The sequence below is a fragment of the Reyranella sp. CPCC 100927 genome (assembly GCF_007859315.1).
Classification (GTDB): Bacteria; Pseudomonadota; Alphaproteobacteria; order Reyranellales; family Reyranellaceae; genus Vineibacter.
Window position 1 is genome coordinate 301,021 of sequence record NZ_VOHA01000006.1, and the last position, 25,994, is coordinate 327,014.

The window sequence follows — 25,994 nt, forward strand, 5'->3', positions numbered from 1 at the left end:
TTATCGCAGTTTCGGGTTCAGCGCATCGCGCAGCCAGTCGCCCAGCAGATTGACGGCCAATGACAGCACCATCAATGCCAGGGCCGGGAAGATCACGATCCACCATTCGCCCGAGAACAGGAAAGCGTTGCCGATGCGGATCAGGGTGCCCAGCGACGGCTGGGTTGGCGGCATGCCGACACCCAAGAAGGAGAGCGACGCCTCGGCGATGATGGCCAGCGCCAGCCCGATGGTGGCGATCACCAGCACCGGCCCCAGGGCGTTGGGAAGCACGTGCTTGATCGCGATTTTGGTGCCGGAGATGCCGATGATGCGCGCAGCGTTGACGTAGTCCTTGCTCCGCTCCGCCAGGGTCGTGGCGCGCGTGACGCGCGCGAACTGTGGCCAGTTGGCAAAGCCGATCGACAGCACCAGCACCCACACCGCGAACTGATCGTGCATCTTGGGAAAGGCCACGCGCGCCACGCCGTCCAGGGTGAGTGCGATCAGGATCGCCGGCACGGTGAGCTGGATGTCGGCAATCCGCATGATCAGGGTGTCGACCCAGCCGCCGCGGAAGCCGGCGGCCAGCCCCAGCCCGACGCCGAACGTTACCGAAAACGCGATGGCCGCTAGACTCACCAGCAGCGAGATACGGCCGCCATACATGATCGCGGACAACACGTCGCGGCCCTGGTTGTCGGTACCCAGCAGGTAGTCCGGCTTGCCGTCGGCGGTCCAGACCGGTGGGGTGAAAGCGTCAAGCAGCTTCAGGGTGCGCGGATTGAACGGATCATGCGGCGCCAGCCACGGTGCGAACAGGGCGCCGACCACGAACAGCACCGTGATGAGCGCCGCGGCCACGGTGAGCGGCGAGCGGCTGAAGCTCCACCACAGGTCAGAATCGCGCAGGCGCGCAGCGAAGGAGGCGTCCGACATCGCCCGCGATCATGCCGGGTGTCGGCCAGCGGGGGAAGGGATGTCAGCGTCGCCAGGTAAAAGCCAGGACAGCGCCCAGCAGGGCCAGCGCGGCCGACAGCGGACCGAAGCCGACGAACCCCCAGGTGGCGATCATCCAGCCACCCAGCGCCGCCGCCGCAACCCACCCGACACTGGCGCTGGTGCCGTTGAGGCCCATGACCGTGCCGCGCACATCCTCGGGCACGTCGGCCAGCGCCGCCATCAGCGCCGGCCGGCCGAACGCGTTGATGAAGACATAGGCGAAGCCCAGCACGACGGAGACGGTGATGTCAGGTTTCCAGACGAACAAGGCCAGCCCGGCGACCGCGGTGGCCGCCATGCAGGCGCCGAAGAGACCGAGCCGGTTGCGCACGCGATCGGCCAGCTGGCCGCCGATGGCAGTGCCGACGATGTTGCCGACGGCAACCAGGGCCAGCGGCAACGCGACCGCTTCGAGCCCGACCTGGTATTGCTCCAGCAGGAAGGTGGCGAAGTAGACGACAACCAGGCCGTAGCACACGCGTTCGGTGACGCTGATGACGAGCAGCATGATCACCGGCCACGAGAGCCGGCCGCGCGGGCCGTCATTGGCGCGCCGTGTGGCGCGCTCTGCCGGACCCTGCGCCGTGGCGGCCCACAGGCTGAGCGCCCCGGCCAGGGCGAACACCGCCAGCGCGATATGCCAGCCGCGCCAGCCGATCCTCGCGCCGGCCCAGGCCGCTACAGGCACGCCGACAACCAGGGTCAGGGACTGGCCGCTCATCACCCAGCTGAGCGCGCGGCCACGGTGGCTGGCGGCGACACGCGACGCGACCTCGGCAAAGATGGGGCCCGTGAAGATGCCGCAGCAGGCGCCGCCCAACGTCGCCCAGATCGCGACACCGGTGAAATCGCCGGCCTGCACCACACCGGCCATGCAGATCGCCAGTCCGATGGGGCCGCCGACAAGGAACGGTCGTCGTCCCCAACGATCCGACGCCATGCCGGCCACCAGCGACATGACACCCCAGGCAGTAGCTGTCATCGACACCAGGTTGGCGACCAGGACCAGGTTGACCGACAGATCGCGCGCCATGTCGAGCAGGAACGGCGAGCGTGTCGTGCCGCTGGCCGACGCTGCGAAGGAACCCAGGCATGCTGCACTCAACAGCAACCATGGCATTGCCGGCGACGGTTGGCTTGTGCGTGCCGCTGCGGCAGCTTCGGATTCGACGGACATGCGGGCCACTTGTAGCCGCCGACAGCGAGGGCCACGACTCCCATTGCCGCAACGCCGCCGTGCATGCACGCGCCCGCGATCACAGGCCCAGTCATGGAAAAGTAACAGCGTCAGTCGACCTTGGCGCCCGATTGCTTGACGGCCTCGGCCCAGCGTCCGGCATCGCGCTGGATCAGCGCATTGAAGGCCGCGATGCTCATGGGATTGGCCTCGACACCCATGTCCGCCAGGCGGCCGCGGAAAGCGGGTTCATTGAGCAGGGCATTGATCTCGCCATTGAGCCGACCGATGACCGCTGCGGGCGTGCCGGCGGGCGCGGCGATCGATTGCCAGGCGACGAGGTCGATGTCGGGATGCGACTCGGTCAGTGCAGGCACATCGGGAAACGCTGGCGTACGCCGCGATCCCGTGACTGCCAGCGGCCGCACGCGACGGGCGCGGATGTGCTGCGTTACAACCGTGGCGTCGATCCACATGAAATCGACACGGCCTGACATCACGTCGGTGATGGCCGGGCCGCTGCCCTGATACGGCACGTGCTGGGCGCGGGCGTTCTCCTGGCGGCACAGCATCTCCATCACCAGGTGATGGATCGTGCCGTTGCCCGGCGAGGCATAGGTATAGCCGTCGGGCTTGGCGCGCAGCGCCGCCATCAACGTCGGTATGTCGGTTGCCGGCACCGCCGGATGCGTGACCAGGAACAGGGTCACGGCACCGATCATGGCGACGCCGGTCAGGTCACTGACCTTGATCGGCGGATTGGTGAACAACGCCGGCGCAATGCCCAGAGTCGTGCTGGTCGCCACCATCAGGGTGTAGCCGTCGGGTGCCGCCTTGGCGACCTGGCTGGCGCCAAGCAAGGTGCTGGCGCCAGGTTTGTTCTCGACCACGACGGGTTGCTTGAAGCTGTCCCGCAGGCGATCGGCGACCACGCGGCCGATGGCGTCGGTGAGTGCGCCCGGCGGGAACGGCACCACGATGCGGATCGGCTTGTCGGGGTAGGTATCCTGAGCTGTCGCATCATGGGCGGCGAACGCAGCGACCGACGCACCGGCGAACTGGACCAACCGCCGGCGGCGCAACGGAGCGAGAGTCATCCAGCGCCTCGTCAGTAGAGGCCGCGCTCGAACTCGCGGATCGGGCGCTTGCCCGGCGGCGCGATCTTGGCGCCCTTGCCATCCGGCAGCGGACCGACGCCTTCCTCGGGCGTGTAGGCGCCCTCGACGCCGACGACCGGGTCGCCCGCGACAGTGACTCGCTCCATGGTGCGGCGCTGCGGATAATAGTCGTGCGGCGCGTAGTGCTGCACCGCGCGGTTGTCCCACATGACGATCGTGTGCGGCTGCCACTTCACGCGCAGCTGATACTCGGGGATCGCCGCGCGACTGTAGAGGTACTGCAGGATCATGCTGCTTTCGTCGTCCTTCAGTCCCTTGATGCGCACGCAGAACTGCGCGTTGACATTGAGGATGCGGCGGCCCGACACCGGATGCACCCGCACCACCGGATGCCATGGATTGGGGAACTGCGCCTCGATCTCGCGCAGCTTCTTCTGATGCGCCTCGGCACTGGTGAACAGCGGTCGCCACGGCTTGAAGTCATGCAATGCCTCCAGCCCATGGATGTAGGCCTTCATGCGTTCCGACAGGCCCGTGTAGGCGGCGGTCATGCTGGAGAACAGCGTGTCGCCGCCGACCTCGGGCACGACGCGGGCACGCAGGATAGTGCCCAGCGGCGGCGCTCCGCGGAACGTCTCGTCGGCGTGCCACTGGTCGGTGAGGTGAGGCGGATTGTCTTTGCCGTAGTCGAGCACGATCACTTCGCGCTTATCGTCGAGATTGGGCGAGAAGGGATGGATCGAGAGATCGCCGAACAGGCGGCCGAATTCCATCTGCTGATCGAGCGTGATGTCCTGATCGCGCAGCACGATTACCTCGTGCTTCACGAGTGCGGCGCGCATCGCGGCGGCTTCAGCTGGACTCAATGCCCGGCGCAGATCAACGCCGCTGATCTCGGCCCCGATATTGCCATTGATCGGTGTGACCTTGATGTGTGCGGCCGCTTCCGATGAGACGTGGGTGTCCATGGTGTTTCCTCCGGTGCGGCGGATTTTCCGCCCGGCGGCCGGGCAAGTCACGCGGAAAGCGGCGGCGAGGTCAATGGGCGTTGCCGACGGCGCGGGCCCGGTCGACGCGCAGGCGCGGGTCGATGACGGCGTAGGTCAAATCGACGATCAAGTTGATGGTGACGAAGAAGAACGAGATCATCACCAGGTAGGCTGCCATCACGGGTATGTCGGCGAACTGCACGGACTGGATGAAGAGCTGGCCCATGCCCGGCCATTGGAACACTGTCTCGGTGATGATCGAGAAGGCGATCAGGCCACCGATCTGCAGGCCGATCACGGTGATCACCGGCAGCAAGGTGTTCTTGAGCGCATGGTGGAAATGGACGGCGCGGTTGGTGAGCCCGCGGGCGCGCGCGAACTTGATGTAGTCGGTACGCAGCACCTCGAGCATCTCCGAGCGCACCAGCCGCAGCACCAACGTCATCTGAAACAGCGCCAGGGTCGCCGACGGCAGGATGAGGGCTTTCAAGCCGGTACCCGTGAACAGCCCGGAGCTCCACCATCCGATCTTCACGGTATCGCCGCGGCCGAACGACGGCAGGCAGAGCCCGGTGGGCAGGCCCAGCCAGGCCACCCAGCCCGTACATTCGACGGAGAAGACGTAGATCAGCAGGATACCGCTGACGAAGGTCGGCATGGCGACGCCGGCCAGCGAGAAGGTCATGACCGCACGCGTATCCCAGGTGTCGCGTCGCAGTGCGGTCAGCACGCCCAGCGGGATGCCCAGCAGCAGCGCCAGCAGGGCACCACAGAACACCAGTTCAAGCGTGGCCGGCAGCCGCTCCACGATGAGCTGCTCGACGGGCCGGGCCATGCGGTAGCTCTTGCCAAAGTTGCCTATCGCGGCGTTACCGAGGAACCGCACGAACTGGATCGGCACCGGATCGTCGAGGCCGAGCTGATGGCGCAACTCGGCGCGCTCCGACTGCGTGGCCTCCTGGCCGACCATGTTGTTGATCGGATCGCCGACGAAGTTGAACAGCACGAAACAGAGGAAGGAGACGGCTGTCATCACTGCAGCCGCCTGCAGCAGTCGGGAGACCAGGAAAGAGAGCATGTGCGAACCTGGTGCGCGCGCCGTCCCCCGCGATCTGGCGCAGGAGACGGCGCGCTGGACCTCACTTCATCTTGGCGTATCGGAAGTACGGCGAGTCGGTGGCGAAGATCGGCATGTCGACCTTGTCGCTCATCGACCAGACGATCACCTGATCGTGCAGCGGCAGGTAGGCGTTGGTCTCGCGTGCGACCTTCCAGGCGTCGGCGATCAGCCCGTCGCGTTTCTCGATGTCCGTTTCCTGCGCCATCTTCTCGATCATGCCGTCGAGCTTCGGATCGCTGTAACCGGTGAAGTTCCAGGAGCCGTTCTTCTTGCCGTCGTTGGTCTGATACATGAACGAGAACACGTAGTGGGAGTCGAGCGTCGGCACGCCCCATCCCAGCAGGAAGAAGCTGCTGTCCTTCTTCTGCAGCTTGGGAAAGTGCAGCGTCTTGGAACGTGCCTGCAGGTCGATCTGGATGCCGATCTGCGACAGCATGCCGACAACGGCCTGGCAGATCGCCTCGTCGTTGTTGTAGCGGTCGTTGGGGCAGTCGAGCGTGACCTTGAAGCCGTTCGGGTAGCCGGCTTCCGCCATCAGTTTTTTGGCGCCGGCGATGTCATAGGGTGGGCGGGCGCCAAGTTCCTTGGTCCAGCCGTTGACGCCCTGGGACGTGATGATGCCGGCCGGGGATGCGAAGTTGCGCATCACCTTGGTCTTGATGGCATTGATGTCGATCGCCTTGTACATCGCCTCGCGCACGCGCTTGTCGGCGAACGGGTTCTTGCCCTTGACGTCGCTGTACTTCAGCTCCGGCGAGCCGACATCCAGGCCGAAGAAGATGGCACGGATCTGTGCCGACTCCAGCGTCTTGAGTCCCGGCGTCTGCTTGACGCGCGCCACGTCCTGCAGCTGAACGTCGAGGACGAAATCGAGCTGGCCCGAGATCAATGCCGCCACGCGCGTAGCGGGTTCCTTGATCGGCGTGTAGACCAGTTCGTCGGGGTAGTCCTTGAATTCGTCCTTGCCCCAGTAGGTGGGGTTCTTGACCAGGACGGTCTTGATGTCGGGGTCACGCTGCTTGACCATGAAGGGGCCGGTGCCCATGGCATTGCGGACCGCGAAAGTCTCTTCCTTGTCCTTGTAGCTCTGCGGCTTGGTGACGTTGTGCTTCTCGGCCCACGCCTTGGACATAATGAAGATGTTGGTGAGCTGGTCGGGCAGGATCGGGTTCGGACCGTCGGTGATCATGTGCACCGTCAGCGGATCGATCGCCTTGGCCTCCTTGACCGATGCCAGGTAGGTCTTGAAGTCCGATGTCGGCGACAGCACGCGCGTGATGCTGAACACGACGTCGTCGGCCGTAAACGGCGTGCCGTCGGAGAACTTCACGTTGGGCCGCAGCTTGAATTCCCAGACGTTCGGGGAGATCGGCTTCCACGACAGCGCCAGGTTGGGAATCTTCTTCAGGCTCGGGTCGCGTTGAATCAGCGGATCGTAGATGTGCTGGTTCATGGCCGCCGTCGGCCCTTCGTTCTGCGCGTGCGGATCGAGCGTCAGCGCGTCGCCGACGCTGGCCCAGCGCAGGGTTTTGGCGGATAGCGGCGATGCCAGCGACAGAGCCACGGTCGTGGCGATGAGCAGGCGTGAGAAACGCATGGCAGACACCCCTCTGCTTCGTTGCTGCGCGGATTAGGCGACGCCCGAACCGGCAAGTCAACTGATGCGCGTCCCCGTCGTGGTCTGGGGCTAGGCCTTCTTCGACTGCCCGATCTTGGGTTCCGTGCCAGCCAGCAGGCGGGCGATGTTTTCGTGGTGCATGGCCCACACCAGGGCGATGGTCAGCGTCACGACAATGGCCATGGGGACGGACGACACGGCGTAACCCCAGGGCGGCGCGAGGCCGAACAACCAGGCCAGGACGGCCGTCAAGGCCAGGCCCAGCAGGGCCGACAGCGACGAGATGCGAAACAACACCGCCAGCAGCAGCCATAGCAGGCAGGCGGCGATCCCCAGCGGCCACGACCAGGCCAACAGACAGCCCAGGGTCGTCGCGACGCCCTTGCCGCCCTTGAACTTCAGCCACACCGGAAAGCAGTGGCCCAGCACGGCGCCCAGGCCGGCAGCCAACGACGCCGGCTCGCCCGCCAGGGCGGCGGCGATCAACACCGCCGCCGCGCCCTTGCCGGCGTCAGCCACCAGGGTGGCGGCAGCGATGCCCTTGCGACCGGTGCGCAGCACGTTGGTGGCGCCGATGTTGCCGGAGCCGACTTGCCGGATGTCCCCGGCGCCGGCCAGGCGCGTGAAGATCAGCCCGAACGGGATCGAGCCCATGACATAGCCGAACGCCAGCGCGGCCAGCAACCAGGGCCAAATCATCGCGATGGCGTAGGGGGAGGCGGGCATCGACCGTCGGACCTCTCGTTGTCCTGCCGTGCTTACTTCAACGCCGTGGCGAGGAAGGGCAGCATGCGCTCCCAGGCCTGGTTGGCGCATGTCACGTCATAGGCCGCGCTGCGTTCGTTGGCGAAGGCGTGCGCTGCGTCATAGCGATGGATATCCGGCTTCAGGCCAGCGGCTTTCATGGCGGCTTCCAGCACATTGACGTTGGCCGGCGTACACCAGTCGTCCCTGTTGGCGAAGTGGCCCTGGAACGGCACGCGGATCTTGGCCGGATCGGCAAACTCGGCGGGCGGGATGCCGTAGAAGCAGACGCCGGCGTCGGCTTCCGGGATATGGACGCCAGCCGCCACCGTCAGGGCGCCGCCCATGCAGAAGCCCATCACCGCGACCTTGCCGCCCAGCCCTTTGAGGTGCTGGGTGGTGCCGCGGATGTCCTGGTGCGTGGCGCCGGGGAAATCGAGACCTTCCATCAGGTGGTTTGCCTCATCCGGCGTCGTCGTCACGCGCCCCTTATAGAGATCAGGGGCGATGGCGTTGTAACCGGCGCGCGCGAAGCGGTCGGCAACGCCCATGATCTGGTCGTTCAGGCCCCACCACTCCTGGATCACCACGATCCCGGGCTTGCCGCGGCCGGCCTCCGCGAAATAGCCGCGCACCGTGCCGCCGTCCGGCCGCTTGATGTCGATCATCGAGCCCATGGATTCCCTCCATTCGCTGTGTGTGTATCGTTGCAATGGTAGACGACGCTATACCATGCGTCACGATTGAACACGCCGGCGCAGATTTCGTGGTTGTGCCCTGACAACTCTGGTGTTGCTGGCTGGAAGCGACGACCCTATGTCGTGGCTACAACCGCCGGAGGTCGCCATGTCGCTACGCTTCAAGCAGGTCGATGTTTTCACGGACAAGCCGTTCGCCGGCAACCCGGTGGCCGTCGTCCTCGACGCCGACGGACTTGACGGCGAGACGATGCAGCGCATCGCCAACTGGACCAACCTGTCGGAGACCACCTTCGTCCTGAAACCGACGCAGGCGGGCGCGGATTACCGCGTGCGCATCTTCACGCCGCGCAGCGAACTGCCGTTCGCCGGCCACCCGACCCTGGGCACGGCGCACGCGGTTCTGGACGCGGGGGTGGCGACACCGCGTGACGGACGGCTGGTGCAGGAGTGCAATGTCGGGCTGGTGAACCTGTCATTGAGCGGCTCCGGGCCCGATCGTGTGGTCACGCTGGAGCTGCCGCCGGCAACCGTGCGCGAACTGGCGCCCGCCGATGTCGATGATCTGGCGTCGGTACTGGACGCCCCGGTCGGGCGCGCGCCGTCGCCGCGCATCATCGACGTCGGACCGCGGTGGATCGTGACGCGGCTACATGACGCCGCCGCCGTCGCTGGCCTGCGCCCGGACATGGCGCGGATGGCGGCACTCTCGACGCGATTGGAGGCCACCGGCGTTACGGTGTTTGGCCTTTACCCGCCGGGCGGGCCGGCCGCGATCGAGGTGCGTGCCTTCGCCCCCGCCGACGGCGTCAACGAAGATCCCGTCTGTGGCAGCGGCAATGGCTGCGTCGCGGTCTTCGCGCGCGATGGTGGGCTGCTCGAGGCCCTCGGGCACCGCTACGTCGCCTCGCAAGGCGGCCAGGTCGGTCGGGCTGGGCGCGTGCAGGTCGAAATCGATGGACACGGCATCGTCCGCCTGGGCGGACAATGCGTGACATGCGTCGAGGGCACGCTGGCAACGTGATTTGCACGAAATCTGCGGATTTCTGCCTAAGCGGTTGTTTTCGTTTCGCTTGCAGACTTTGGCGCGGCGCCTATATAGCGGCGTGCGCGGGGTGACGGACACCTGCCTTTGACTGCGAATGCCTAGGCAGGCCCGGACCGGTAATGTATTATTGAGGGCTCACCGGCCGTCCGCGCGGTTCGGGCGTGTACCGCCGGCGGCATCGCGCCACCGCCGGCGCGGAGGAGGTGTGCAGTCATGGTCGAGCCTCTGTCCCGGCGACGTCCGGTCCGGTGCCCGGTGCCGTGCGCGCCGGGTGCGGCCGTGCCCGCCGGTACGCGCAGAACGGGGCCGGCGCCGGAGGTGGCCCGATGAGCGGGCGAGCCGAAGACCTGCCCCTGGGAACACCGTTCCTGACGGTACGCGGTCGTCGCCATGGTCGCGTCATCGACCTGCTGGGTGCCGGCGGTCAGGGCGCGGTCTACACCGTCGACATCGACGGCTCGCGCTTTGCGTTGAAATGGTACCACGACAGCATTGCTCGGGTAGACAAGACGCTGCGGGCGCGGCTGTCGCGCGCCATCGGTGTCGGTCCGCCCACCGACCGCTTCCTGTGGCCGATCGATCTGGTCGAAGTGGCCCATAGCGGCAGCTTCGGCTACGTCATGCCCCTGCGGCAGGCGGAGTACGCCGGCATGCGCGGCCTGATCGCGCGGCCGCCCAACCGGTTGGAATTGCCGCTCGCCAAGCGCGTCATGGTCTGCCACAGCGTGGCGCACAATTTCCTGGAATTGCATGCACGCGGCTTCTGCTACCAGGACATCAACTTCGGCAACATTTTCCTCAGCCCCGACAGCGGCGACGTGGTCATTTGCGACAACGACAACGTCGATGTCGACGGCATGGATGCATCGGTCTTCGGCACCCGCAAGTTCATGGCGCCCGAAGTGGTGATGCGCCGCGCGCTGCCCAGCACCAAGACCGACCTGTTCTCGATGGCCGTGTTGTTCTTCTACATCCTGCACGGCTGGCACCCGCTGGATGGTCGGCGTGAGGCCGAAATCCAGATCATGGACTCATCGGCCGAGGTCGGTCTTTACGGCAGCCACCCGGTCTTCCTGTTCGATCCCGCCGATGGCTCGAACGGTCCGGTCCAGGGCTTCCATGAGCCGATCGTGGCGCGCTGGAATTCGCTGACGCCGGCGATCCGGACACTGTTCGTGCGTTCGTTCACCATTGGCTTGCGCCAACCCGGCGATCGCATTCTCGAGCCGGAGTGGCGCAATGCCTTCGCGCGCATGGTCGATGCGATCGTGGCCTGCAGGGCCTGCGGCTTTGAGCAGGCGTTGCACCTCGAGGCCGGCGGGCAGGGCTTGGCGCCACATGCCTGTGTCGGCTGCGGCGCGCCGCTGGCCAAGCCGCCGGTGCTGATGTTCGGCCGCGAGATCGTCACGCTGTCGCCGGGCGGGCGCATCGCCTTGCGCCATCTCGATCCCGACCGGGCACTGGATTTCACCAGCCCCGGCGGGGTGATCGAGGCGCATCCAGATCGGCCCAACGTTTGGGGGCTGCGCAACCTCACCGCGACACCCTGGCGGGCGACGCTGCCCGACGCCGGCGCGGTGATCGTGGAGCCGGGGCGTGCGGTGCGCATCATGCACGGCGCCGTCATCGATTTCGGCCGGCGCACCGGGCGGCTGGTTGCCGGTGCTGCGGCACCTGCAGCACCGCGGCAGCCGCAGTGGCAAACGCAATGATGGTCGACAGTGTGATGACGAGTCGAATGGCGTGGACACTGGGCGGCGCCTCGGTGCGCGGCGCATCGCATGTCCGACGGGGTCAGCCCAACCAGGATGCCATCGGCTGGGTGCCGCCGGCGGCGACCCAGGCGACGGAAGGCTTTGTCGCCGCCATCTCCGATGGGCATGGCGGCGCGGCCTACTATCGCTCCGAGGTGGGCTCCCGGTTGGCGGTCGAGGTGGCGAAGGCGACGCTGGGGCGCTACCTCGAGGCACCCGATCCATCCGACGATGCCGCGGCGATCGTGGCCGAGGTGCTGGTGTCCTGGCGGCAGGCGGTGGCGGAGGATCTTGCCCGTCATCCGGTCGACAGCGAGTGGGTCGAGTCCGAGCAGGAAAAGCTGTTGCCCTACGGCGCCACGCTGGCCGCCGTCGCGGTCCGGCCCGATCGCTTGATCGTGCTGCAGATCGGCGATGGTGACATCCTCTTCGGCTACCCCGACGGCAGGGTCGATCGCCCACTGCCGAATGATGAGGGGCTGGTCGGCGAGCAGACTTATTCTCTGTGCCTGGACAACGCCGCGCAGCGCTTTCGCGCCCATGTGCGCCGGCGCCTCGATGGACAGCCGTGGCCCGATTTCGTCATGCTGTCGACCGACGGCGTATCGAAGTCGTTCGCCGACGAGAAGACCTTCCTGTCGATCGGCCGCGACTATCGGACGTCGGTACGCAAGATGGGATTGCGCAGCGTGCTGGACAAGCTCGACAAGTGGCTGGGCGACGTCTCGCAGCGTGGCAGCGGTGATGACGTGACGCTATGTTTGGCGATCGGTTCGCCGGCCCAGGCGCCGGCCGATACGGCACCGGCAGTGGAGTACGCGCCCGAAACGTCGGTATGAGCCTCGGCGACGTGGCCAGCGCGGGCATGGTGCGTGCAGCCCGTGAGCACGGCGGGGCGCCGGCCATGGGCTGAGGGGAGATGGGGAGACAGAATGGCCAACAACATGCCGCCGATTCCGCGAGATCACGACGAAGCGTCGTTCTCCGAAATCGTGCCGATCCGGTCGGGCAAGATCAGCCTGTTCAAGAGCCCGCTGTTCATCGTCGGGATCGCGACCGCGCTCGCCACCGTGCTGTTGTTCGGCCTGATGCAGGCATTGATGAATGCGCCGACGCCGCAAGCGCGCTATGGCGTGTTCCGCTCGCTGACGATGGTCATCACGGCGTACCTGCTGCTGCTCACGCTGTTCTCGGTCTTCCTGTACTCGCGCACCGATCGCAAGATCTGGTACTTCGTGTTTCCGATCGTGGTGATCAGCATCCTGCTGACACCGCCGTTCCTGCGCCTGTTCTTCTTCATTTTCCGCGAGATCCTGCCCGGCAATTCCAATCTCACGGGCTCGCGCATATTCTTCAACGCCTTCATCGGCATGTTCTTCGGCGCTGGCCTGATGGAAGAGCTGATGAAAGCCATCGCCGTGCTGTTCGGCGCCGGCCTGACGCTGTTTGCCGCCCGCCTGCGGATGGGCATGCCGGCATCGCTGTTCGACCTGTTGCGGGTCCGCGGACCGCTCGACGGCATCCTGATGGGGGTCGCCGCCGGCGCCGGCTTCATCTTCATCGAGACGTGGGACCAGTACGTCCCCAACATCGTTGCCCAGGTCTTCAAGGCGACAAAAGGCAATGACCTCGGCGCCTTCGGCCTGGGCTTGATGCTGCTGTTCCCGCGCGTCATCAACGGCCTGGCCGGCCACATGGCCTATGCCGGCATCTTCGGCTACTTCATCGGCCTTGCCGTCATCCGGCCTAAGAAAGCACCACAGCTGCTGCTGATCGGCTGGCTGACGGCGTCGATCCTGCACGCGCTGTGGAATTCAGTCGGCACGATCTGGGACGGCCTCAACTATCTCGTCGCGGCCGCGACGGTCATGGTGCTGATCGCCTGCCTGCTGAAGGCCCGGCAGCTCGAGGCCACCATCTTCGGTCGCAGCGCCGAGACGTCGGGTTCCATCATCGTGGGCGCACCGGGATCCGCAAACGTGCCGGGGATGGCGCCTGTGCCCCAGTGGGGCGGCGGTGCTGCGCCGCCGCCATCTGCTCAATGGGGCGGAGCCGCCGCGCCGCCGCCAGCGCAATGGGGAGGCGCTGCAGCGTCATCGCCGCCGCCACAGGCACAATGGGGCGCTCCGGCAGGCGGTTTTCCGGGCGCCGCCCCCGGTGGCCCGCCGGTCGCTTTCCCGGGCGGCCCGCCGCCGGGGCCGCCGCGCTATCCCTATCCGGCATCGCAACCGGTGGCCGCCACCACGCCCATGCAGCCTACTGTCCCCGTGCAGGGTGCGATGGCGCTGGCGATCGCCGGGACCAACATTCCCCTGACGCCGGGCGTGCGTATCGATCTGGCGATGATCCCGGCCGTGGGCGAGCGTGGCAGAGGGTTGGTCGGTGAAATCACGGCGCATCCGCGCAATCCGGGTGTCATCGGATTGAAGAACCTGGGCAGCGTGACGTGGTATGCTCGTCTGCGCGACGGATCCGTCCAGCCCGTCGAGCCACAACGCAATGTCAGGTTGGCCGGCGGCATCAGCATCGAGTTCGGCGGCGGTATCCAGGGCGTCGTCGTTGGTTGAACGAGGGGGCGGAGCATTCCATGGCGGCGGATCTTCCCAATATCAACGCGACGCGGCTGGTGCGGCGGCAGCTTCACGTGATCCTGGCGCTGGATTGCTCGGGCTCCATGACGGGCGACAAGATCGCGTCGCTGAACTACGCCATGCGCGCCGCCATCCCGGAAATGCGGGCTGCGGCCGAGGAGAATCCGGAAACCGACGTGCTGATCCGCGTGCTGCGCTTTTCCTCGACGGCCGAATGGCATGTGGCGATGCCGACGCCGGTCGCGCAGTTCGAGTGGCAGGACGTTGTTGCCGGCGGCGAGACCAACATGGGCGAGGCGCTGAGCATGGTTGCCGACGTGCTGGGACCCGAGCGCATGCCGGGCCGCCAGCTGCCGCCGGTCCTCGTGCTGGTGTCGGACGGACAGCCGTCAGATGATTTCGAGGTGGGACTGAAGCGGTTGTTCGACTCGCCCTACGGCAGCCGGTCGCTGCGGGTGGCGATCGCCATCGGCAGTGACGCCGACAACGAGATCCTGGAGCGTTTCATCGCGCATCCAGACTTCAAGCCACTGCGCGCCAACAACGCGCAGGATCTGGTGAACCGCATCAAGTGGGCGACCACGGCGCCGGTGAAGTCGGTATCGTCATCCAGCAACGCGCCCGATCCGGTGACGCAGCTGGCAATGGACGCCGACCGTCAGCGCCGTTCGAGCGACATGGTGTGGTGACCGTGGCTGAAGGCGCAGGATGTGACCGGCAAGGGCAGATCTGATGTTTCCTGATGACGACCGCGTCGTGGCGATGTTTGCCGAGGCGCGGCGGCGGTTCGGCGACGATATCCTGCGCGATCCGCGCCGCACTGTGCCGCTGCTGGCGGACCAGGCACCCGAGCTGCGCGACACCATCAAGGCAACGGCTGGCGCCATCGGTATCGGCGTGGCCCAGCGCCTGGGTGCCACCCGCGATCAGGCGTCCGAATTTCATCGCCTGGCGTCCGAGGTTGCCGCCCGCGAAGGCGTGGCGATCGGCGACGCCATGGCGGGCGTCCGGATCGCAGCGCGAATGGGTGGTGTGTCGCCGGCAGCCATCCCCCCGCAAGACCGAAGCTGGGTGGGCGGCTCCAACGTTGTCGGCGGTCCTGGTCAGCAGGGTATGCCGCCGACGCCTGGAACCGGTCCAGCCTACGGTGGGCCTGCGTACGGTTCTGGCGCCGCGCCATCCAGCGCTCCGCCCAGCGGCCCATCAGAACTCCTGAAAGGCAAGTGGGGTATCGCCGCGCTCATCGGCGTCGGACTCCTGGTGGTCGTCGGTTTTTCGATGAGCACGGATCAAAGAGGACCCGGCCCGCAGCCCCCGCCGTCGCGACCTGAGGCAGCACCGCGGCCCGAGCAACCGCCACCGCAGAGACCGCCATCACGACCGGAGGCCGCACCGCAGCCGCAGGCGCCGCCGCAGCAGGGCGGACGCCGCCCGCCGCAGCAATCGAGCGGGCTGCCGATCATCGTACCGCCCGGCGGCAATCAGCAGCCGCCGGCGATCCCGCTGCGCGATACGCAGCAGGCGTACATCCTTGAATTCGGGGCGTCGGCCGGCGGCCAACTGTATCGGGTGATCGTCGGCGTTTCCAAGCAGGGGTGGAATGCCGGTTTCGTGGCCGTGGCCAGCCAGGGGGCGAACGAGCCCGAAAGCGTTTCGCAGACCGGACAATTCCAGCTGACGCGCCAGAACAATACGGCCATCCGGATCTTGCAGCCGCAGTGGCAGCGCGACGGCCTGGACATCGGTACCATGTGCGTGGCTTTCGTCCAGCCGCAGGCGCAGGACGTGCAGCTGCGCGGCAGCAACGTGTGCGTGCTGGCCGACAACTGCAATCAGATGATCGGCTGCGGGGCGGTTCAATGAATCCGTTGCCAGCAACAGCCATGGCGTTGATTATGCTGAGATATAGGCTGAGCCTCGCCGATATCAGAGGGGTAGATGGCGGCTGACAGTTACGATGCGCTCGCGAAGGTTTTGCGCGAGCTGCCGGGCCGGTTTGGTCCGACGATATTTTCCGACCGGCGGCGCGTCGTGTCGGTGCTGTCCGACCGCGTCCCCGAAGCCCGACGCGAGATCAAGGTGCTGGGCAGCGCCATCGACGACGGTGTCATGGACGCTCTGTCCAACGCGCGTCCCGAGCAGATCGGCCTCGAGATCGACCGGCTGGCGGCCCGTATCGAAACCAATCTCGGGATCCGCAGCGACATCGCGCTGCCCGTCGTTCGCGCTTGCGCTCACGGCCTGGGGCGGGGACCGCTGCCGTCGGAGTATGGACCATCGGCCGGCGTTTCGCCGACGGTGATCCCACGCTCGCAGCCTGCGGACGGCTCGTGGGTCGGTGGTGTTTCGGCGCCGATTCCGCGGCAGCCGGACGGCTCGTGGGTCGGTGGTGTGTCGACACCGGTCGGTGCGCCCGCGGGTGCGCAATACGGCGCCCCGCCGCACAGCGCGCCGATGCCGCACTACCCGCAGCAGCAGGGCGGTTGGGCTTCGACCGGGCCGGGCATGGCCCCACCCGGCGCCATGTATCCCGGTGCGCCGGCGGCGGCCAAGAGCGGCGGCGGCTGGGTGAAATGGGTGTTGGTCATCGTCGGCGTCGTCATCGCCACTGTGGTCGTCCTGGGGATCATCGGCTCGCAGATGTCGACGGATACGCCAGATCCGAAAACGGACCCGAAAACGACAGTTCCGAAAACAACGGATCCAAAAACGACGGATCCAAAGACAACAGACCCGAAAACGTCGGACCCCAGGCCGAAGGGGACCACGCCCAGTACCGGTGATTCCGATGGTCCTGTAACCAAGCCGGAACGGGAGCCCGGCGGCAAGCCGCCCGGCTCGACGGCCCAGCCTGGTGGAACAACGCAGCCGGGCGGAACGACCCAACCGGGCGGGACGACCCAGCCGGGAACGACGGCGCCAACCGGCCCCTCTCCATCGGGATCGTACGCAGACGAGAACACCGATTTCGGCGTGCCACCGCAACGCACGCTGCAAAGCAATGTCGGCAGCGCGACCCCGACGTCCATTCCCGTGGGTCGGATCCTGTCGACCCAGGCGCTCGAAAACGAAATGCGCAAGGGAACGGATTTCCTGCTGGTCGATGTCCTGGAGAACCCGCATCCGCGCACGATCACCAAGGCGCGATACATCCCCTATGGTGGAAGGCCGGGCAGTTTCTCGGACCTGGTCCAACAACAGCTGACCAGCGAGCTTGCGGCGCTGACCAACAACCGCACCAACTTCCCGATCGTGTTCTTCTGCGGGGGCGTGCGGTGCTGGGAGTCCTACAACGCGGTCCTGCGCGCCAATGAGGCCGGTTACACGAACGTCTATTGGTACCGAGGTGGTATCGCGTCCTGGATCGCCGCGGGCTTGCCGACACAGCCGCTGAGGTAGACTGCAGGCAAAGAAAAAGCCCCCGGCGATGGGCCGGGGGCTTTGACTTTGCGATGCCGGCGGGTGCCGGGCGATCACTTCTTCTTGTCGGCCTTTTCGGCTGCGGCGGGCTCGCCTTCTGCGGGCGTCGCTTCAGCAGCTTCGGCCGGTGGGGCGGTGGGCTCCAGCAGCGCCGCTGCCTGTTGCTCGGCGGCCTGTGCCGCGGCGGCAAGCTCCTGCGCCCGACGCTCGGTCTCGGCGACCAGGGTGCCGCCGCCGGAAAGGAACTCGGCCTCCTCGGTCGAGCGCGCCACCAGCACACCGATGTTCACCACCACTTCCGGATGGAGGTGGACTTCGACGATGTGCTTGCCCAGGGTCTTGATCGGCTTGGGCAGTTCGATCTGCCGGCGTTCGATCTTGGTGCCGGCGGCAATCACTGCCTCGGCGATGTCACGCGCCGAAACCGAACCGTAGAGGTGCAGACTCTCCGACGCCTGGCGGATCAGGGTCACGGAGAAACCCTTCATCTGCTCGGCAACGGCGTCGGCTTCCTGCTTGCGCTGCAGGTTGGTCGCCTCGAGTTCCTTGCGCTTGCCCTCGAAGAACTTCTTGTTCGCCTCGGTGGCGCGCAAGGCTTTCTTCTGCGGCAGCAGGAAATTGCGGGCGAAACCCGGTTTCACCTTCACCACGTCGCCCATCTGGCCGACATGGGCCACACGCTCGAGCAGGATTACTTCCATGTTGGCCATGGCTGGTCCTCCGCTCAGCGCAGCACGTAGGGCAGCAGGCCCAGGAAGCGGGCGCGCTTGATGGCGTTGGCCAGTTCACGCTGCTTCTTGGTCGAGACTGCCGAAATGCGGCTGGGGACGATCTTGCCACGCTCGGAGATGAAGCGCCCGAGCAGGCGGATGTCCTTGTAATCGATCTTCGGTGCATTCGCGCCCGAGAACGGGCACGACTTGCGGCGCCGTACGAACGGCCGGCGTGGACCGCCGCCACCCATGCTCATGTGGCTTCTCCTTCACCGCCTTCTGCCTCACCGGCGGGCGCCCCGCCGCCCTCGCGGGCAAAGCGCGGCCGCTCGCCGCGGTCACCCCGGTCGCCGCGCGGCTCGCGATCCCGGCGCCGCTCGCCGCGGTCACCGCGATCGTCACGGTCGCTCTTGCGCATCATCGCCGAGGGGCCAGCCTCGAGTTCATCGACGCGAATGGTCAGATAGCGCAGGACGTCTTCGTTGATCGACATCGTGCGCTCCATCTCCTTCACCGCGTCCGGCGGCGATTCGATGTTCATGAGCATGTAGTGGGCCTTGCGGTTCTTTTTCATCCGGTAGGCCAGCTGGCGCAGGCCCCAGTACTCCTTCTTCGGCACCTGGCCGCCCATCGTGGCGATCAGGTCGGAGAACTGGGTGCCGAGCGCCTCTACCTGTGTCTGCGCCACGTCCTGGCGCACGACGAACACGGTTTCATACAGAGGCATGGTGCTCCTTACGGCTTGTGATGACCCGGAGTCCGCCGGCCGCAGTGGCCAGCCGTCGACCGGCCGGATCGAGCCGGCCCCGGCGCCCGCAAAGCGGGCAAGGGAACCGGCAAGGAGCCGCCAGGGCTTTCGTCCCTGGCGGAAGGCGGGGGTTATACAGGTTTTTACCGGGCAGGCAACCGTAGGCGGCCAATCGGGCAATCAGGCCTCTAAGATCCTGTTTTTTCAATATTTCTTGTCCTGAGATTGTTGCGGATGTCGATCTTGTTTACATACAACAACGGGATGGTCGACCGGCGCGAAGGCTCGCGGGGTGTGGTGGACGGAAACCAGGGTGGTCGTTATGACAACCAGGGTTGCAATCAGGGGGTAACGTCGAGATGGGTAGGGCGTTCGTTTTTCCCGGCCAGGGATCGCAGGCGGTGGGAATGGGCGGCGAGTTGGCCGCGGCGTTTCCAGTGGCGCGGGAGGTGTTCCAGGAGATCGACGAGGCGCTCAAGCAGAACCTGTTCCGGCTGATGCAGGAAGGGCCCGAAAGCGACCTGACGCTGACGGAGAACGCGCAGCCGGCGCTGATGGCGATGAGCCTGGCCGCCGTCCGCGTGATCGAGAAGGAGGGCGGCAAGACGCTGCCCGAGGTCTGCGCCTATGTTGCCGGCCATTCGCTGGGCGAGTATTCGGCGCTGGCGGCTGCCGGGGCGCTGGGGCTGGCCGATGCCGCTCGCCTGCTGAAGCTGCGCGGCCAGGCGATGCAGAAAGCCGTGCCGGTCGGGACTGGCGCCATGGCGGCTTTGCTGGGCGCTGAGGTCGAGCAGGCTGTGGCGGTCTGTAGTGAGGCGGCGCAGGGCGAGGTGGTCGAGGTGGCGAACGACAATGGCGGCGGCCAGGTCGTGATCTCGGGTCACAAGGATGCCGTGACGCGCGCGGTCGAGGTCGCCAAGGGCAAAGGCATCAAGCGGGCGATGATGCTGACGGTCAGCGCGCCGTTCCATTGCGCGCTGATGCGGCCGGCGGCCGATGCCATGGCGGAGGCGCTGGACCGCGTGAGCCTGGTGCCGCCGCGGGTACCGGTGATCGCCAACGTGACCGCCGACGAAACCAGCGATCCGGCACAGATCAAGACGCTGTTGATCCAGCAGGTGACCGGCCGCGTGCGCTGGCGCGAGTGCGTGCTGGCCATGAAGGCCAAGGGCGTCGAGACGGAGGTCGAGATCGGCGCCGGCAAGGTGCTGACCGGCATGCTCAAGCGCATCGACAAGGATATCGCGGGCATCACCGTCGGAACGCCGGCGGACATCGAGGCGTTCCTGAAGACGGTGTGATGCCGGATCGCCAGACCCATGGTTGGGAGCAGTTCATGTTCGATCTGACAGGCAAGGCGGCGCTGGTTACCGGCGCATCGGGCGGAATCGGTGGTGCCATTGCGCGTGCACTGCACGGACAGGGCGCGACGGTGACGTTGTCGGGCACCCGCGTCGACGCGCTGACGGCGCTGAAGGACGAACTGGGCGAACGCACGCATGTCGTAGCCGCCAGGATGGATGACGGGGCCGACATCGATCGCCTGGCGAGGGATGCCGAGGCGGCGATGGGCAAGGTCGATATCCTGGTGAACAACGCCGGCATCACGCGCGACAACATCTCGATGCGGATGAAGGACGAGGAGTGGGACAAGGTCCTGCAGGTCAATCTCAGCGGCACGTTCCGCCTGACCCGCGCCGTGATGCGCGGCATGATGCGCCGCCGCCATGGCCGCATCATCAGCATCACGTCGGTGGTGGGCGTGACGGGCAACCCCGGCCAGGCCAACTATGCGGCGGCCAAGGCGGGGCTGATCGGCATGTCCAAGTCGCTCGCCCAGGAGCTGGCGTCCCGCAATGTCACCGTGAACTGCCTGGCACCCGGCTTCATCTCAACGCCGATGACCGACGTGCTGAACGAGGAGCAGAAGAAGGCCATTCTGACCCGGGTGCCGGCCGACCGCCTGGGTACACCGCCGGAAATCGCCGCCGGTGTCGTCTACCTGGCTTCCGACGAGGCGGCCTACGTGACGGGGCAGACGCTGCATATCAATGGTGGCATGGCGATGATCTGAGGCGTCGTTCCGGCGTCAGGCCCGGCGCCAGAGGGCGGCGTGCGGAATGATCATGGGCACCCGACGCGCATAGTCGTCGTATTCGGCAAACGTCTTGCGCAGCACGCGCTCTTCGTTCTGCATGCGCCTGAACTGAAGCGCGAACTGCGCGATACCGACGATGACGGCTACCAGGGACCAGTTGGCGATCAGGATACCCACCACCGTCACCGCCTCGGCAATGTAGAGGGGGTGGCGTACGAACGCGTACGGACCATGAGTGATCAGTCGTCGGGAAGACGCCATGATCGAGAACGATTGCCCGAGCCACCACAGGCAATAGATCGACAGAGTCGTTCCCACGATGATGAGAACTGTCGCCAGCAGCCGGAGCTCCTGAGGAACATTGCCCGGCGGCAGAACAATCAGAACCATCAAAATAAACGTTCCGGCAATTGCGGTCAGGCGAGGTTCGATTCCGCTTGCACTGCCCTTTGGCGGCAGGCGCGTCACGGTGAAAAAGACGACCATTGCCATGAAAATGAGACTGACCACCCTGGATACAAGAGTGAGCTCCCACGCCGGGGTGGCATGGCGGAAGTGAAACGCCGCTGCGATCGAGACCACCTGCTCCATGGCCAGGTAGGCGAAAACCGCCGTCATCAGGAATTTTCCGAGGAGATCTTCAATACGAATCATCATGACGATGGGTTCTCCGTGCCGCTGGCGGCGTGCCTCGTTGCGGCTCGATTCAGAATCTCTTTAAGATCAATGAAATCGAAAAATATCTTCGAAGCTTGCGTACGCCTGAACCTTACGTGCGCTCTACACGCATTCCTAGCGAATCTCCGTCCAGGATGGAGTGATGTGACTTGGTGCCTGCATCCCAGCGGGCCGACGAGATGAACGGAGACTACGAAACGCCCAGGTGGAATCTTCCCCGCCCCCTGAGATGCCTAGGCTCGGGTATTGGAGTCGCCCAAACGAGTGGAAGAGGCGGCCTAGCACTCAGACCACCAGGTCAGTATGTGGCATGGCCGCGCCTTGAGCGCAGCCGTTCGCGGGGCGGACCGATCTCAAGCGGCACAGGCTTGTTCCACTTGGCTTTTCGCCGGTCGGCCTTGAAATCGGCCGATATGTCAGATAAGCGGACCCAGCCGGTTCCTCCGGCGATAGAGGCCGGCCGCCCGGCAGAGACGGCGGATAACCAACGACCCTGAGGACCGACATGAGCGACGTCGCGGACCGTGTAAAAAAGATCGTCATCGAACATCTGGGCGTGGAAGACGCGCAGGTGAAGGCTGAGGCGAAGTTCATCGACGACCTCGGGGCCGACAGCCTTGATACCGTTGAACTCGTCATGGCGTTCGAAGAGGAGTTCGGCGTCGAGATCCCGGATGACGCGGCTGAGAAGATTCAGACCGTCGGCGACGCGATCAAGTTCATCGAAGCTAATTCCTGAACCTGGGATGCCGGCCGGCGATTGCGCCAGGCCGGCGACCTTCTCGACCGGGAACTGGACTGCGACCGATAGGGTGGCCGATGCGACGCGTGGTCGTGACAGGCATGGGTATGGTGACCCCGCTGGGTGACGGCGTGGATGTCACGTGGAAACGCCTGATTGCAGGCGAATCAGGTATCCGCGCCATCCAGGCGTTCGACACGTCGGACCTGCCGACCAAGATCGCAGGCGAAGTTCCGGTTGGCGACAAGGCGAACGGCCATTTCAATGCCGACCTCTACCTGCCGCCCAAGGACCAGCGGAAGGTCGACAAGTTCATCGTGTTTGCGATTTCCGCCGCCAGCCAGGCGATCGAGGACTCAGGCTGGCCTGTGACGGCAGCCTCCGAGGAGGAGCGCCAGCGCGCCGGCGTGATGATCGGCTCCGGTATCGGCGGGTTGCAGACGATTTACGAAGGCTCGCTGACGGTCAAGGAGAAGGGACCGCGGCGCCTGTCGCCCTTCTTCATCCCGTCAGCCTTGATCAACCTGGCGTCGGGCCAGGTCTCCATCAAATATGGCCTCAAGGGCCCCAACCATGCCGTGGTCACAGCGTGCTCGACCGGTGCCCATGCCATCGGTGATGCTGCCCGGCTGATCGCATTGGACGACGCCGACATGATGGTGGCCGGCGGTGCCGAGGCTGCGGTGTGCCGGCTCGGGTTCGCCGGCTTCAATGCCTGTCGTGCGATGTCCACGGCCTACAACGATACGCCCGCCAAGGCGTCGCGGCCGTGGGACAAGGGCCGCGACGGCTTCGTCATGGGCGAGGGCGCCGGCGCTGTGGTGCTCGAGGAATATGAGCACGCGCGCAAGCGTGGCGCTCGCATTTATGGCGAGGTTCTTGGCTACGGCCTTTCCGGCGATGCCTATCACATCACGGCACCCGCCGAGGACGGCGACGGTGGTTTCCGTTCTATGCGGGCAGCGCTGAAGCGCGCCGGCTTGACGACCGACCAGATCGACTACGTCAACGCCCATGGCACCTCGACGCCGCTGGGCGATGAGATCGAGCTGGGTGCCGTCAAGCGCCTGTTCGGCGCCGATGCCTACAAGCTCTCGATGTCCTCGACCAAGTCGGCGACTGGCCATCTGCTGGGCGCGGCGGGGGCCATCGAAGCGGTCTTCGCGCTGAAGACGCTGACCGACCAGATCGTGCCGCCGACCATCAATCTCGATGACCCCTCCGAAGGCTGCGATATCGACCTCGTTCCGCACAAGGCGAAGGAACGCAAGGTGCGGTATGCGTTGTCGAACTCCTTCGGTTTCGGCGGCACCAACGCGTCGGTGATTTTCGGGTCCGTGTAGCCCGCCACCGTTCGACAATTACATCCGCCTCAAATTGGACTGTTCGGTCGTTGCGTCGGCATTGCCGACCAGCGATTGATACGGCGCGCAAGAAAATAACGGGTAGGGCCTCGCCTCATCTGCGCGCTGGCGTGCGTTGCGAGGGCAACTTCCCTTCGTTTTGGATCAAATCAGTCAAAATCAAGGCTATATTTTGTTTCAATGATGGAACTTTTATGGTTTTATCTTCATGTAACGTTTTACTTTAAGTTGCGTTCGTAACGTCGCACCACAAAAGGAGCCTTGGGGCGACCAGGCAACGGATAGGTCCGAGTGCCTGTATTCGGCTCCCGCTGAGCGAAGGTCCGATAACCGCAAAATCCTCCAACGTATTGCTCAAGCGGAATCGGAACCCGATAGATTAATGGAGATAAATCAATGCTGTCCAAGATTCGCAAATTTCTGAAGAACGAGCAGGGCGCGACGATGATCGAGTACGCTCTCCTCGCGGCGCTGATTTCCATCGCGGCTATCGCGGTGTTGCCGGACGTCAGGGACGGGGTCTCCCGTACCTTCACCTCTGTGAAGGGCGGCATGGATCAGGCTGCACCGGCGCCCTAAAGCTCGCGAGGGAAGTTGGATCGCACGGGTGGCCGTTCGCCATCCGTGCCCACCATGCCAAGCACGGAGGTTAAGGAGAGCCGATGTCGATGGCGCTCCCCGTCCTCACCCAAGGGTGCGTGCTACTCTTCGTAGCCTTGGCGATTCAGGCAGCTCGTAGCGACTGGGCCTGCTTTATCATCCCCAATCACCTGCCTCTCGCTATCGTTGGTCTTTGGGCCGTGTACTCCTTGCTTCAGTGGCTGCAAGGATATGCGCCAACTGCCATCGCCGTGTCAGCGGGTATGGCCGTGATTGTTTTTTCTGTTGGGTTCGGCCTATTCGCCGCAAACCTTTTTGGTGGCGGTGACGTCAAGTTGTTGGCGGCGGCAAGCCTGTGGGCCGCACCGGATTGGATCCCTCAATTTGTGATGATCGTTGCAATGTCAGGCGCTGTCCTTGGGATCGCATTTATGATGCCGGCATTTGGCAATCTCCCTCGTGACGGCCACCATTCAGCTGTTGCTACTGTGGAGACGGACGCGAAGGAGCCACGGCTTAAACGCAAGATACCCTATGGAACAGCTATTGCGGTGGGCTGCGCCGCGATTGCACTCAGACTACTCAACCTGTTTCCGTTCGGAGCTCAGTCGTGAACCCACAGCGTATCATCATGCTTATCGTAGCGTTGATGATTGCGGGTGGCACCGTGTTGTTTCTTCGCTCGTATTTGGACGCCGAGCGGAGGGCGGCGAAGCAAGTCACCCAACCGGCCAGGGAGCCCATAAGGCCCGCCCTGCAGGTCCTCGTAGCACGATCCGAGGTTCGAACGGGCCAGATCGTCAAACCTGATGACCTGCGCTGGCAAGCTTGGCCCGAAGGCTCGCTTTCACCCGCTTATGCCGTGGAAGGTCTTCGTCCGCTCACAGACTTCGTCGGTGCTGTCGCGCGGTCCCCCATTTCTCCGGGAGAGCCGATCACAGAAGGCAAGCTGGTGCTGCCGGGCTCGCGGGGCTTCATGGCTGCGGTGCTGCAGCCCGGTATGCGCGCCGTTTCCGTACCGGTGACTGTCACATCGGGGATCTCAGGCTTCGTGTTCGCCGGCGACAAGGTCGATCTGATCCTGACCCATTCACTTCAACCTGCGGCCCAGGGTGAGAAAGAGCCGCACGCCAGTGAGACCATCCTGCGCGATATTCGCGTCATCGCCATGGACCAGCGATCAGATGCGAAGCCAGGCGAGCAGGCACAGATCGCCAAGACAGCAACGTTTGAGGTGACTCCCAAGCAAAGCGAGATCATCACGCTCGCGCTGGAAATGGGAAAGTTATCGCTGACTCTGCGCAGCTTGCAAGAAACCACCGATACACCTTTACCCGAAGGTCCCAGCTATACTCGTGATACGGACGTCAGCGTCTTGTTGTCGTCCCGCCCTTCAAGCCGCCCGGTGGAACCCTCTCCATCGGTGCCAACAGCCGCGCCGCCGCCTTCAGCATCAGTCACGATTATCCGCGGCAGTGTCGTTGCGGAGAGCGGACCTGCCGCCGACGGTAGAAATGGTAGCGGGGGAGGTACCAAACCATGACTGCTCTTGTCTTGCCGACCGACCGCCGACCCTCGATACTGTACTGGTTCCAGCTCTTAGCCTGCGCCACAGTTGCTACTCTGCTGGTTGGCTTGGCGGACACCGCGCAAGCGCAGACTCCCCCGTCGCGTCAACCGGTGCCGATTCAGCCGGGACAACCAACATTGATCACGCCGCCTGCGCCGCCATCCGGCGTCGTGCCGCCACCTATACCGGTACAAGCGCCCGCGGAGGAAGCTCGGCCGCGCCC

26 protein-coding genes are annotated in these 25,994 nt (G+C 65.3%); 14 read left to right on the plus strand and 12 right to left on the minus strand.

What is annotated here, in order from left to right; all coding sequences use genetic code 11:
• The 8 genes from FQU96_RS19075 to FQU96_RS19110 form a co-directional block, all read right to left on the minus strand.
• Positions 1 to 918, minus strand: coding sequence for an ABC transporter permease (locus FQU96_RS19075; RefSeq protein WP_146542908.1), 918 nt, complete (start codon positions 916 to 918; stop codon positions 1 to 3).
• 43 nt (positions 919 to 961) lie between these two features.
• Positions 962 to 2,158, minus strand: coding sequence for an MFS transporter (locus tag FQU96_RS19080; RefSeq protein WP_146542909.1), 1,197 nt, complete (start codon positions 2,156 to 2,158; stop codon positions 962 to 964).
• Between the two features lie 110 nt (positions 2,159 to 2,268).
• Positions 2,269 to 3,255 carry a tripartite tricarboxylate transporter substrate binding protein gene (locus FQU96_RS19085; protein WP_146542910.1) on the minus strand — a complete coding sequence of 329 codons (987 nt, stop codon included), beginning with the start codon at positions 3,253 to 3,255 and terminating at the stop codon, positions 2,269 to 2,271.
• An 11-nt stretch (positions 3,256 to 3,266) separates the two neighbouring features.
• Positions 3,267 to 4,244 (minus strand): TauD/TfdA family dioxygenase, encoded by a 978-nt coding sequence (locus FQU96_RS19090; RefSeq protein ID WP_146542911.1) that lies wholly within the window; start codon positions 4,242 to 4,244, stop codon positions 3,267 to 3,269.
• A gap of 70 nt (positions 4,245 to 4,314) precedes the next feature.
• Positions 4,315 to 5,343 (minus strand): ABC transporter permease, encoded by a 1,029-nt coding sequence (locus tag FQU96_RS19095; protein WP_146542912.1) that lies wholly within the window; start codon positions 5,341 to 5,343, stop codon positions 4,315 to 4,317.
• 61 nt (positions 5,344 to 5,404) lie between these two features.
• Positions 5,405 to 6,982 (minus strand): ABC transporter substrate-binding protein, encoded by a 1,578-nt coding sequence (locus FQU96_RS19100; protein WP_146542913.1) that lies wholly within the window; start codon positions 6,980 to 6,982, stop codon positions 5,405 to 5,407.
• A 90-nt stretch (positions 6,983 to 7,072) separates the two neighbouring features.
• Complete coding sequence (gene plsY, locus FQU96_RS19105) at positions 7,073 to 7,729, minus strand: glycerol-3-phosphate 1-O-acyltransferase PlsY (RefSeq protein ID WP_146542914.1); 657 nt, start codon at positions 7,727 to 7,729, stop codon at positions 7,073 to 7,075.
• Between the two features lie 32 nt (positions 7,730 to 7,761).
• Positions 7,762 to 8,424, minus strand: coding sequence for a dienelactone hydrolase family protein (locus tag FQU96_RS19110; RefSeq protein WP_146542915.1), 663 nt, complete (start codon positions 8,422 to 8,424; stop codon positions 7,762 to 7,764).
• Between the two features lie 169 nt (positions 8,425 to 8,593).
• Between FQU96_RS19110 and FQU96_RS19115 the strand changes: the two genes are divergently transcribed.
• The 7 genes from FQU96_RS19115 to FQU96_RS19145 all read left to right on the plus strand — a co-directional run bounded on the left by FQU96_RS19115 (position 8,594) and on the right by FQU96_RS19145 (position 17,237).
• Positions 8,594 to 9,469: a PhzF family phenazine biosynthesis protein gene (locus tag FQU96_RS19115; RefSeq protein WP_146542916.1), complete on the plus strand. Its 876-nt coding sequence runs from the start codon at positions 8,594 to 8,596 to the stop codon at positions 9,467 to 9,469.
• Between the two features lie 350 nt (positions 9,470 to 9,819).
• The gene (locus FQU96_RS19120) at positions 9,820 to 11,205 is read left to right on the plus strand and encodes a protein kinase (protein WP_146542917.1); all 1,386 of its coding nucleotides are present in this window, start codon (positions 9,820 to 9,822) and stop codon (positions 11,203 to 11,205) included.
• Positions 11,206 to 11,231: 26 nt separating this feature from the next.
• Entirely contained in the window at positions 11,232 to 12,086 is an 855-nt protein-coding gene (locus tag FQU96_RS19125; RefSeq protein ID WP_178130585.1) for a PP2C family serine/threonine-protein phosphatase, read from the plus strand.
• Between the two features lie 93 nt (positions 12,087 to 12,179).
• Positions 12,180 to 13,814 (plus strand): PrsW family intramembrane metalloprotease, encoded by a 1,635-nt coding sequence (locus FQU96_RS43050; protein ID WP_146542919.1) that lies wholly within the window; start codon positions 12,180 to 12,182, stop codon positions 13,812 to 13,814.
• Positions 13,815 to 13,834: 20 nt separating this feature from the next.
• Positions 13,835 to 14,527, plus strand: a complete 693-nt coding sequence (locus FQU96_RS19135) for a VWA domain-containing protein (protein WP_146542920.1) — start codon at positions 13,835 to 13,837, stop codon at positions 14,525 to 14,527.
• Positions 14,528 to 14,570: 43 nt separating this feature from the next.
• The gene (locus FQU96_RS19140) at positions 14,571 to 15,701 is read left to right on the plus strand and encodes a hypothetical protein (RefSeq protein ID WP_146542921.1); all 1,131 of its coding nucleotides are present in this window, start codon (positions 14,571 to 14,573) and stop codon (positions 15,699 to 15,701) included.
• Positions 15,702 to 15,776: 75 nt separating this feature from the next.
• On the plus strand, positions 15,777 to 17,237 hold the full coding sequence (locus FQU96_RS19145; protein WP_146542922.1) for a rhodanese-like domain-containing protein: 1,461 nt from the start codon (positions 15,777 to 15,779) through the stop codon (positions 17,235 to 17,237).
• Positions 17,238 to 17,311: 74 nt separating this feature from the next.
• Here FQU96_RS19145 and rplI read toward each other — a convergent pair whose 3' ends face one another.
• Genes rplI through rpsF form a run of 3 tightly spaced genes read right to left on the minus strand, consistent with a single transcriptional unit; the run spans position 17,312 to position 18,698 of the window.
• Positions 17,312 to 17,959 carry a 50S ribosomal protein L9 gene (rplI, locus tag FQU96_RS19150; protein ID WP_146543025.1) on the minus strand — a complete coding sequence of 216 codons (648 nt, stop codon included), beginning with the start codon at positions 17,957 to 17,959 and terminating at the stop codon, positions 17,312 to 17,314.
• A 23-nt stretch (positions 17,960 to 17,982) separates the two neighbouring features.
• Positions 17,983 to 18,228 carry a 30S ribosomal protein S18 gene (rpsR, locus tag FQU96_RS19155; RefSeq protein ID WP_146542923.1) on the minus strand — a complete coding sequence of 82 codons (246 nt, stop codon included), beginning with the start codon at positions 18,226 to 18,228 and terminating at the stop codon, positions 17,983 to 17,985.
• A complete protein-coding gene (rpsF, locus tag FQU96_RS19160) occupies positions 18,225 to 18,698 on the minus strand; it encodes a 30S ribosomal protein S6 (protein ID WP_146543026.1) in 474 nt (157 codons plus the stop codon). Before rpsF ends, rpsR begins: the two co-directional genes overlap by 4 nt.
• 380 nt (positions 18,699 to 19,078) lie before the next feature.
• On the opposite strand from rpsF, the gene fabD reads away from it, so the two are divergent.
• Together fabD and fabG are read left to right on the plus strand one after the other, a co-directional pair.
• Positions 19,079 to 20,020 carry an ACP S-malonyltransferase gene (gene fabD / locus FQU96_RS19165; protein WP_146542924.1) on the plus strand — a complete coding sequence of 314 codons (942 nt, stop codon included), beginning with the start codon at positions 19,079 to 19,081 and terminating at the stop codon, positions 20,018 to 20,020.
• Between the two features lie 35 nt (positions 20,021 to 20,055).
• Entirely contained in the window at positions 20,056 to 20,793 is a 738-nt protein-coding gene (gene fabG, locus FQU96_RS19170; RefSeq protein WP_146542925.1) for a 3-oxoacyl-[acyl-carrier-protein] reductase, read from the plus strand.
• A 15-nt stretch (positions 20,794 to 20,808) separates the two neighbouring features.
• On the opposite strand, the gene FQU96_RS19175 is transcribed toward fabG, so the two are convergent.
• On the minus strand, positions 20,809 to 21,474 hold the full coding sequence (locus FQU96_RS19175; protein WP_146542926.1) for an isoprenylcysteine carboxylmethyltransferase family protein: 666 nt from the start codon (positions 21,472 to 21,474) through the stop codon (positions 20,809 to 20,811).
• 526 nt (positions 21,475 to 22,000) lie between these two features.
• On the opposite strand from FQU96_RS19175, the gene FQU96_RS19180 reads away from it, so the two are divergent.
• The 5 genes from FQU96_RS19180 (at position 22,001) to cpaB (ending at position 25,744) form a co-directional block, all read left to right on the plus strand.
• Positions 22,001 to 22,234, plus strand: a complete 234-nt coding sequence (locus FQU96_RS19180) for an acyl carrier protein (protein ID WP_146542927.1) — start codon at positions 22,001 to 22,003, stop codon at positions 22,232 to 22,234.
• 80 nt (positions 22,235 to 22,314) lie between these two features.
• A complete protein-coding gene (fabF, locus tag FQU96_RS19185) occupies positions 22,315 to 23,580 on the plus strand; it encodes a beta-ketoacyl-ACP synthase II (protein ID WP_146542928.1) in 1,266 nt (421 codons plus the stop codon).
• A 417-nt stretch (positions 23,581 to 23,997) separates the two neighbouring features.
• Positions 23,998 to 24,180: a Flp family type IVb pilin gene (locus FQU96_RS19190; protein WP_218574771.1), complete on the plus strand. Its 183-nt coding sequence runs from the start codon at positions 23,998 to 24,000 to the stop codon at positions 24,178 to 24,180.
• Positions 24,181 to 24,263: 83 nt separating this feature from the next.
• On the plus strand, positions 24,264 to 24,815 hold the full coding sequence (locus tag FQU96_RS19195) for a prepilin peptidase (RefSeq protein WP_146542929.1): 552 nt from the start codon (positions 24,264 to 24,266) through the stop codon (positions 24,813 to 24,815).
• On the plus strand, positions 24,812 to 25,744 hold the full coding sequence (gene cpaB, locus FQU96_RS19200; protein WP_146542930.1) for a Flp pilus assembly protein CpaB: 933 nt from the start codon (positions 24,812 to 24,814) through the stop codon (positions 25,742 to 25,744). The genes FQU96_RS19195 and cpaB overlap by 4 nt, the downstream gene beginning before the upstream one ends.
• Positions 25,745 to 25,994: the final 250 nt, after the last annotated feature.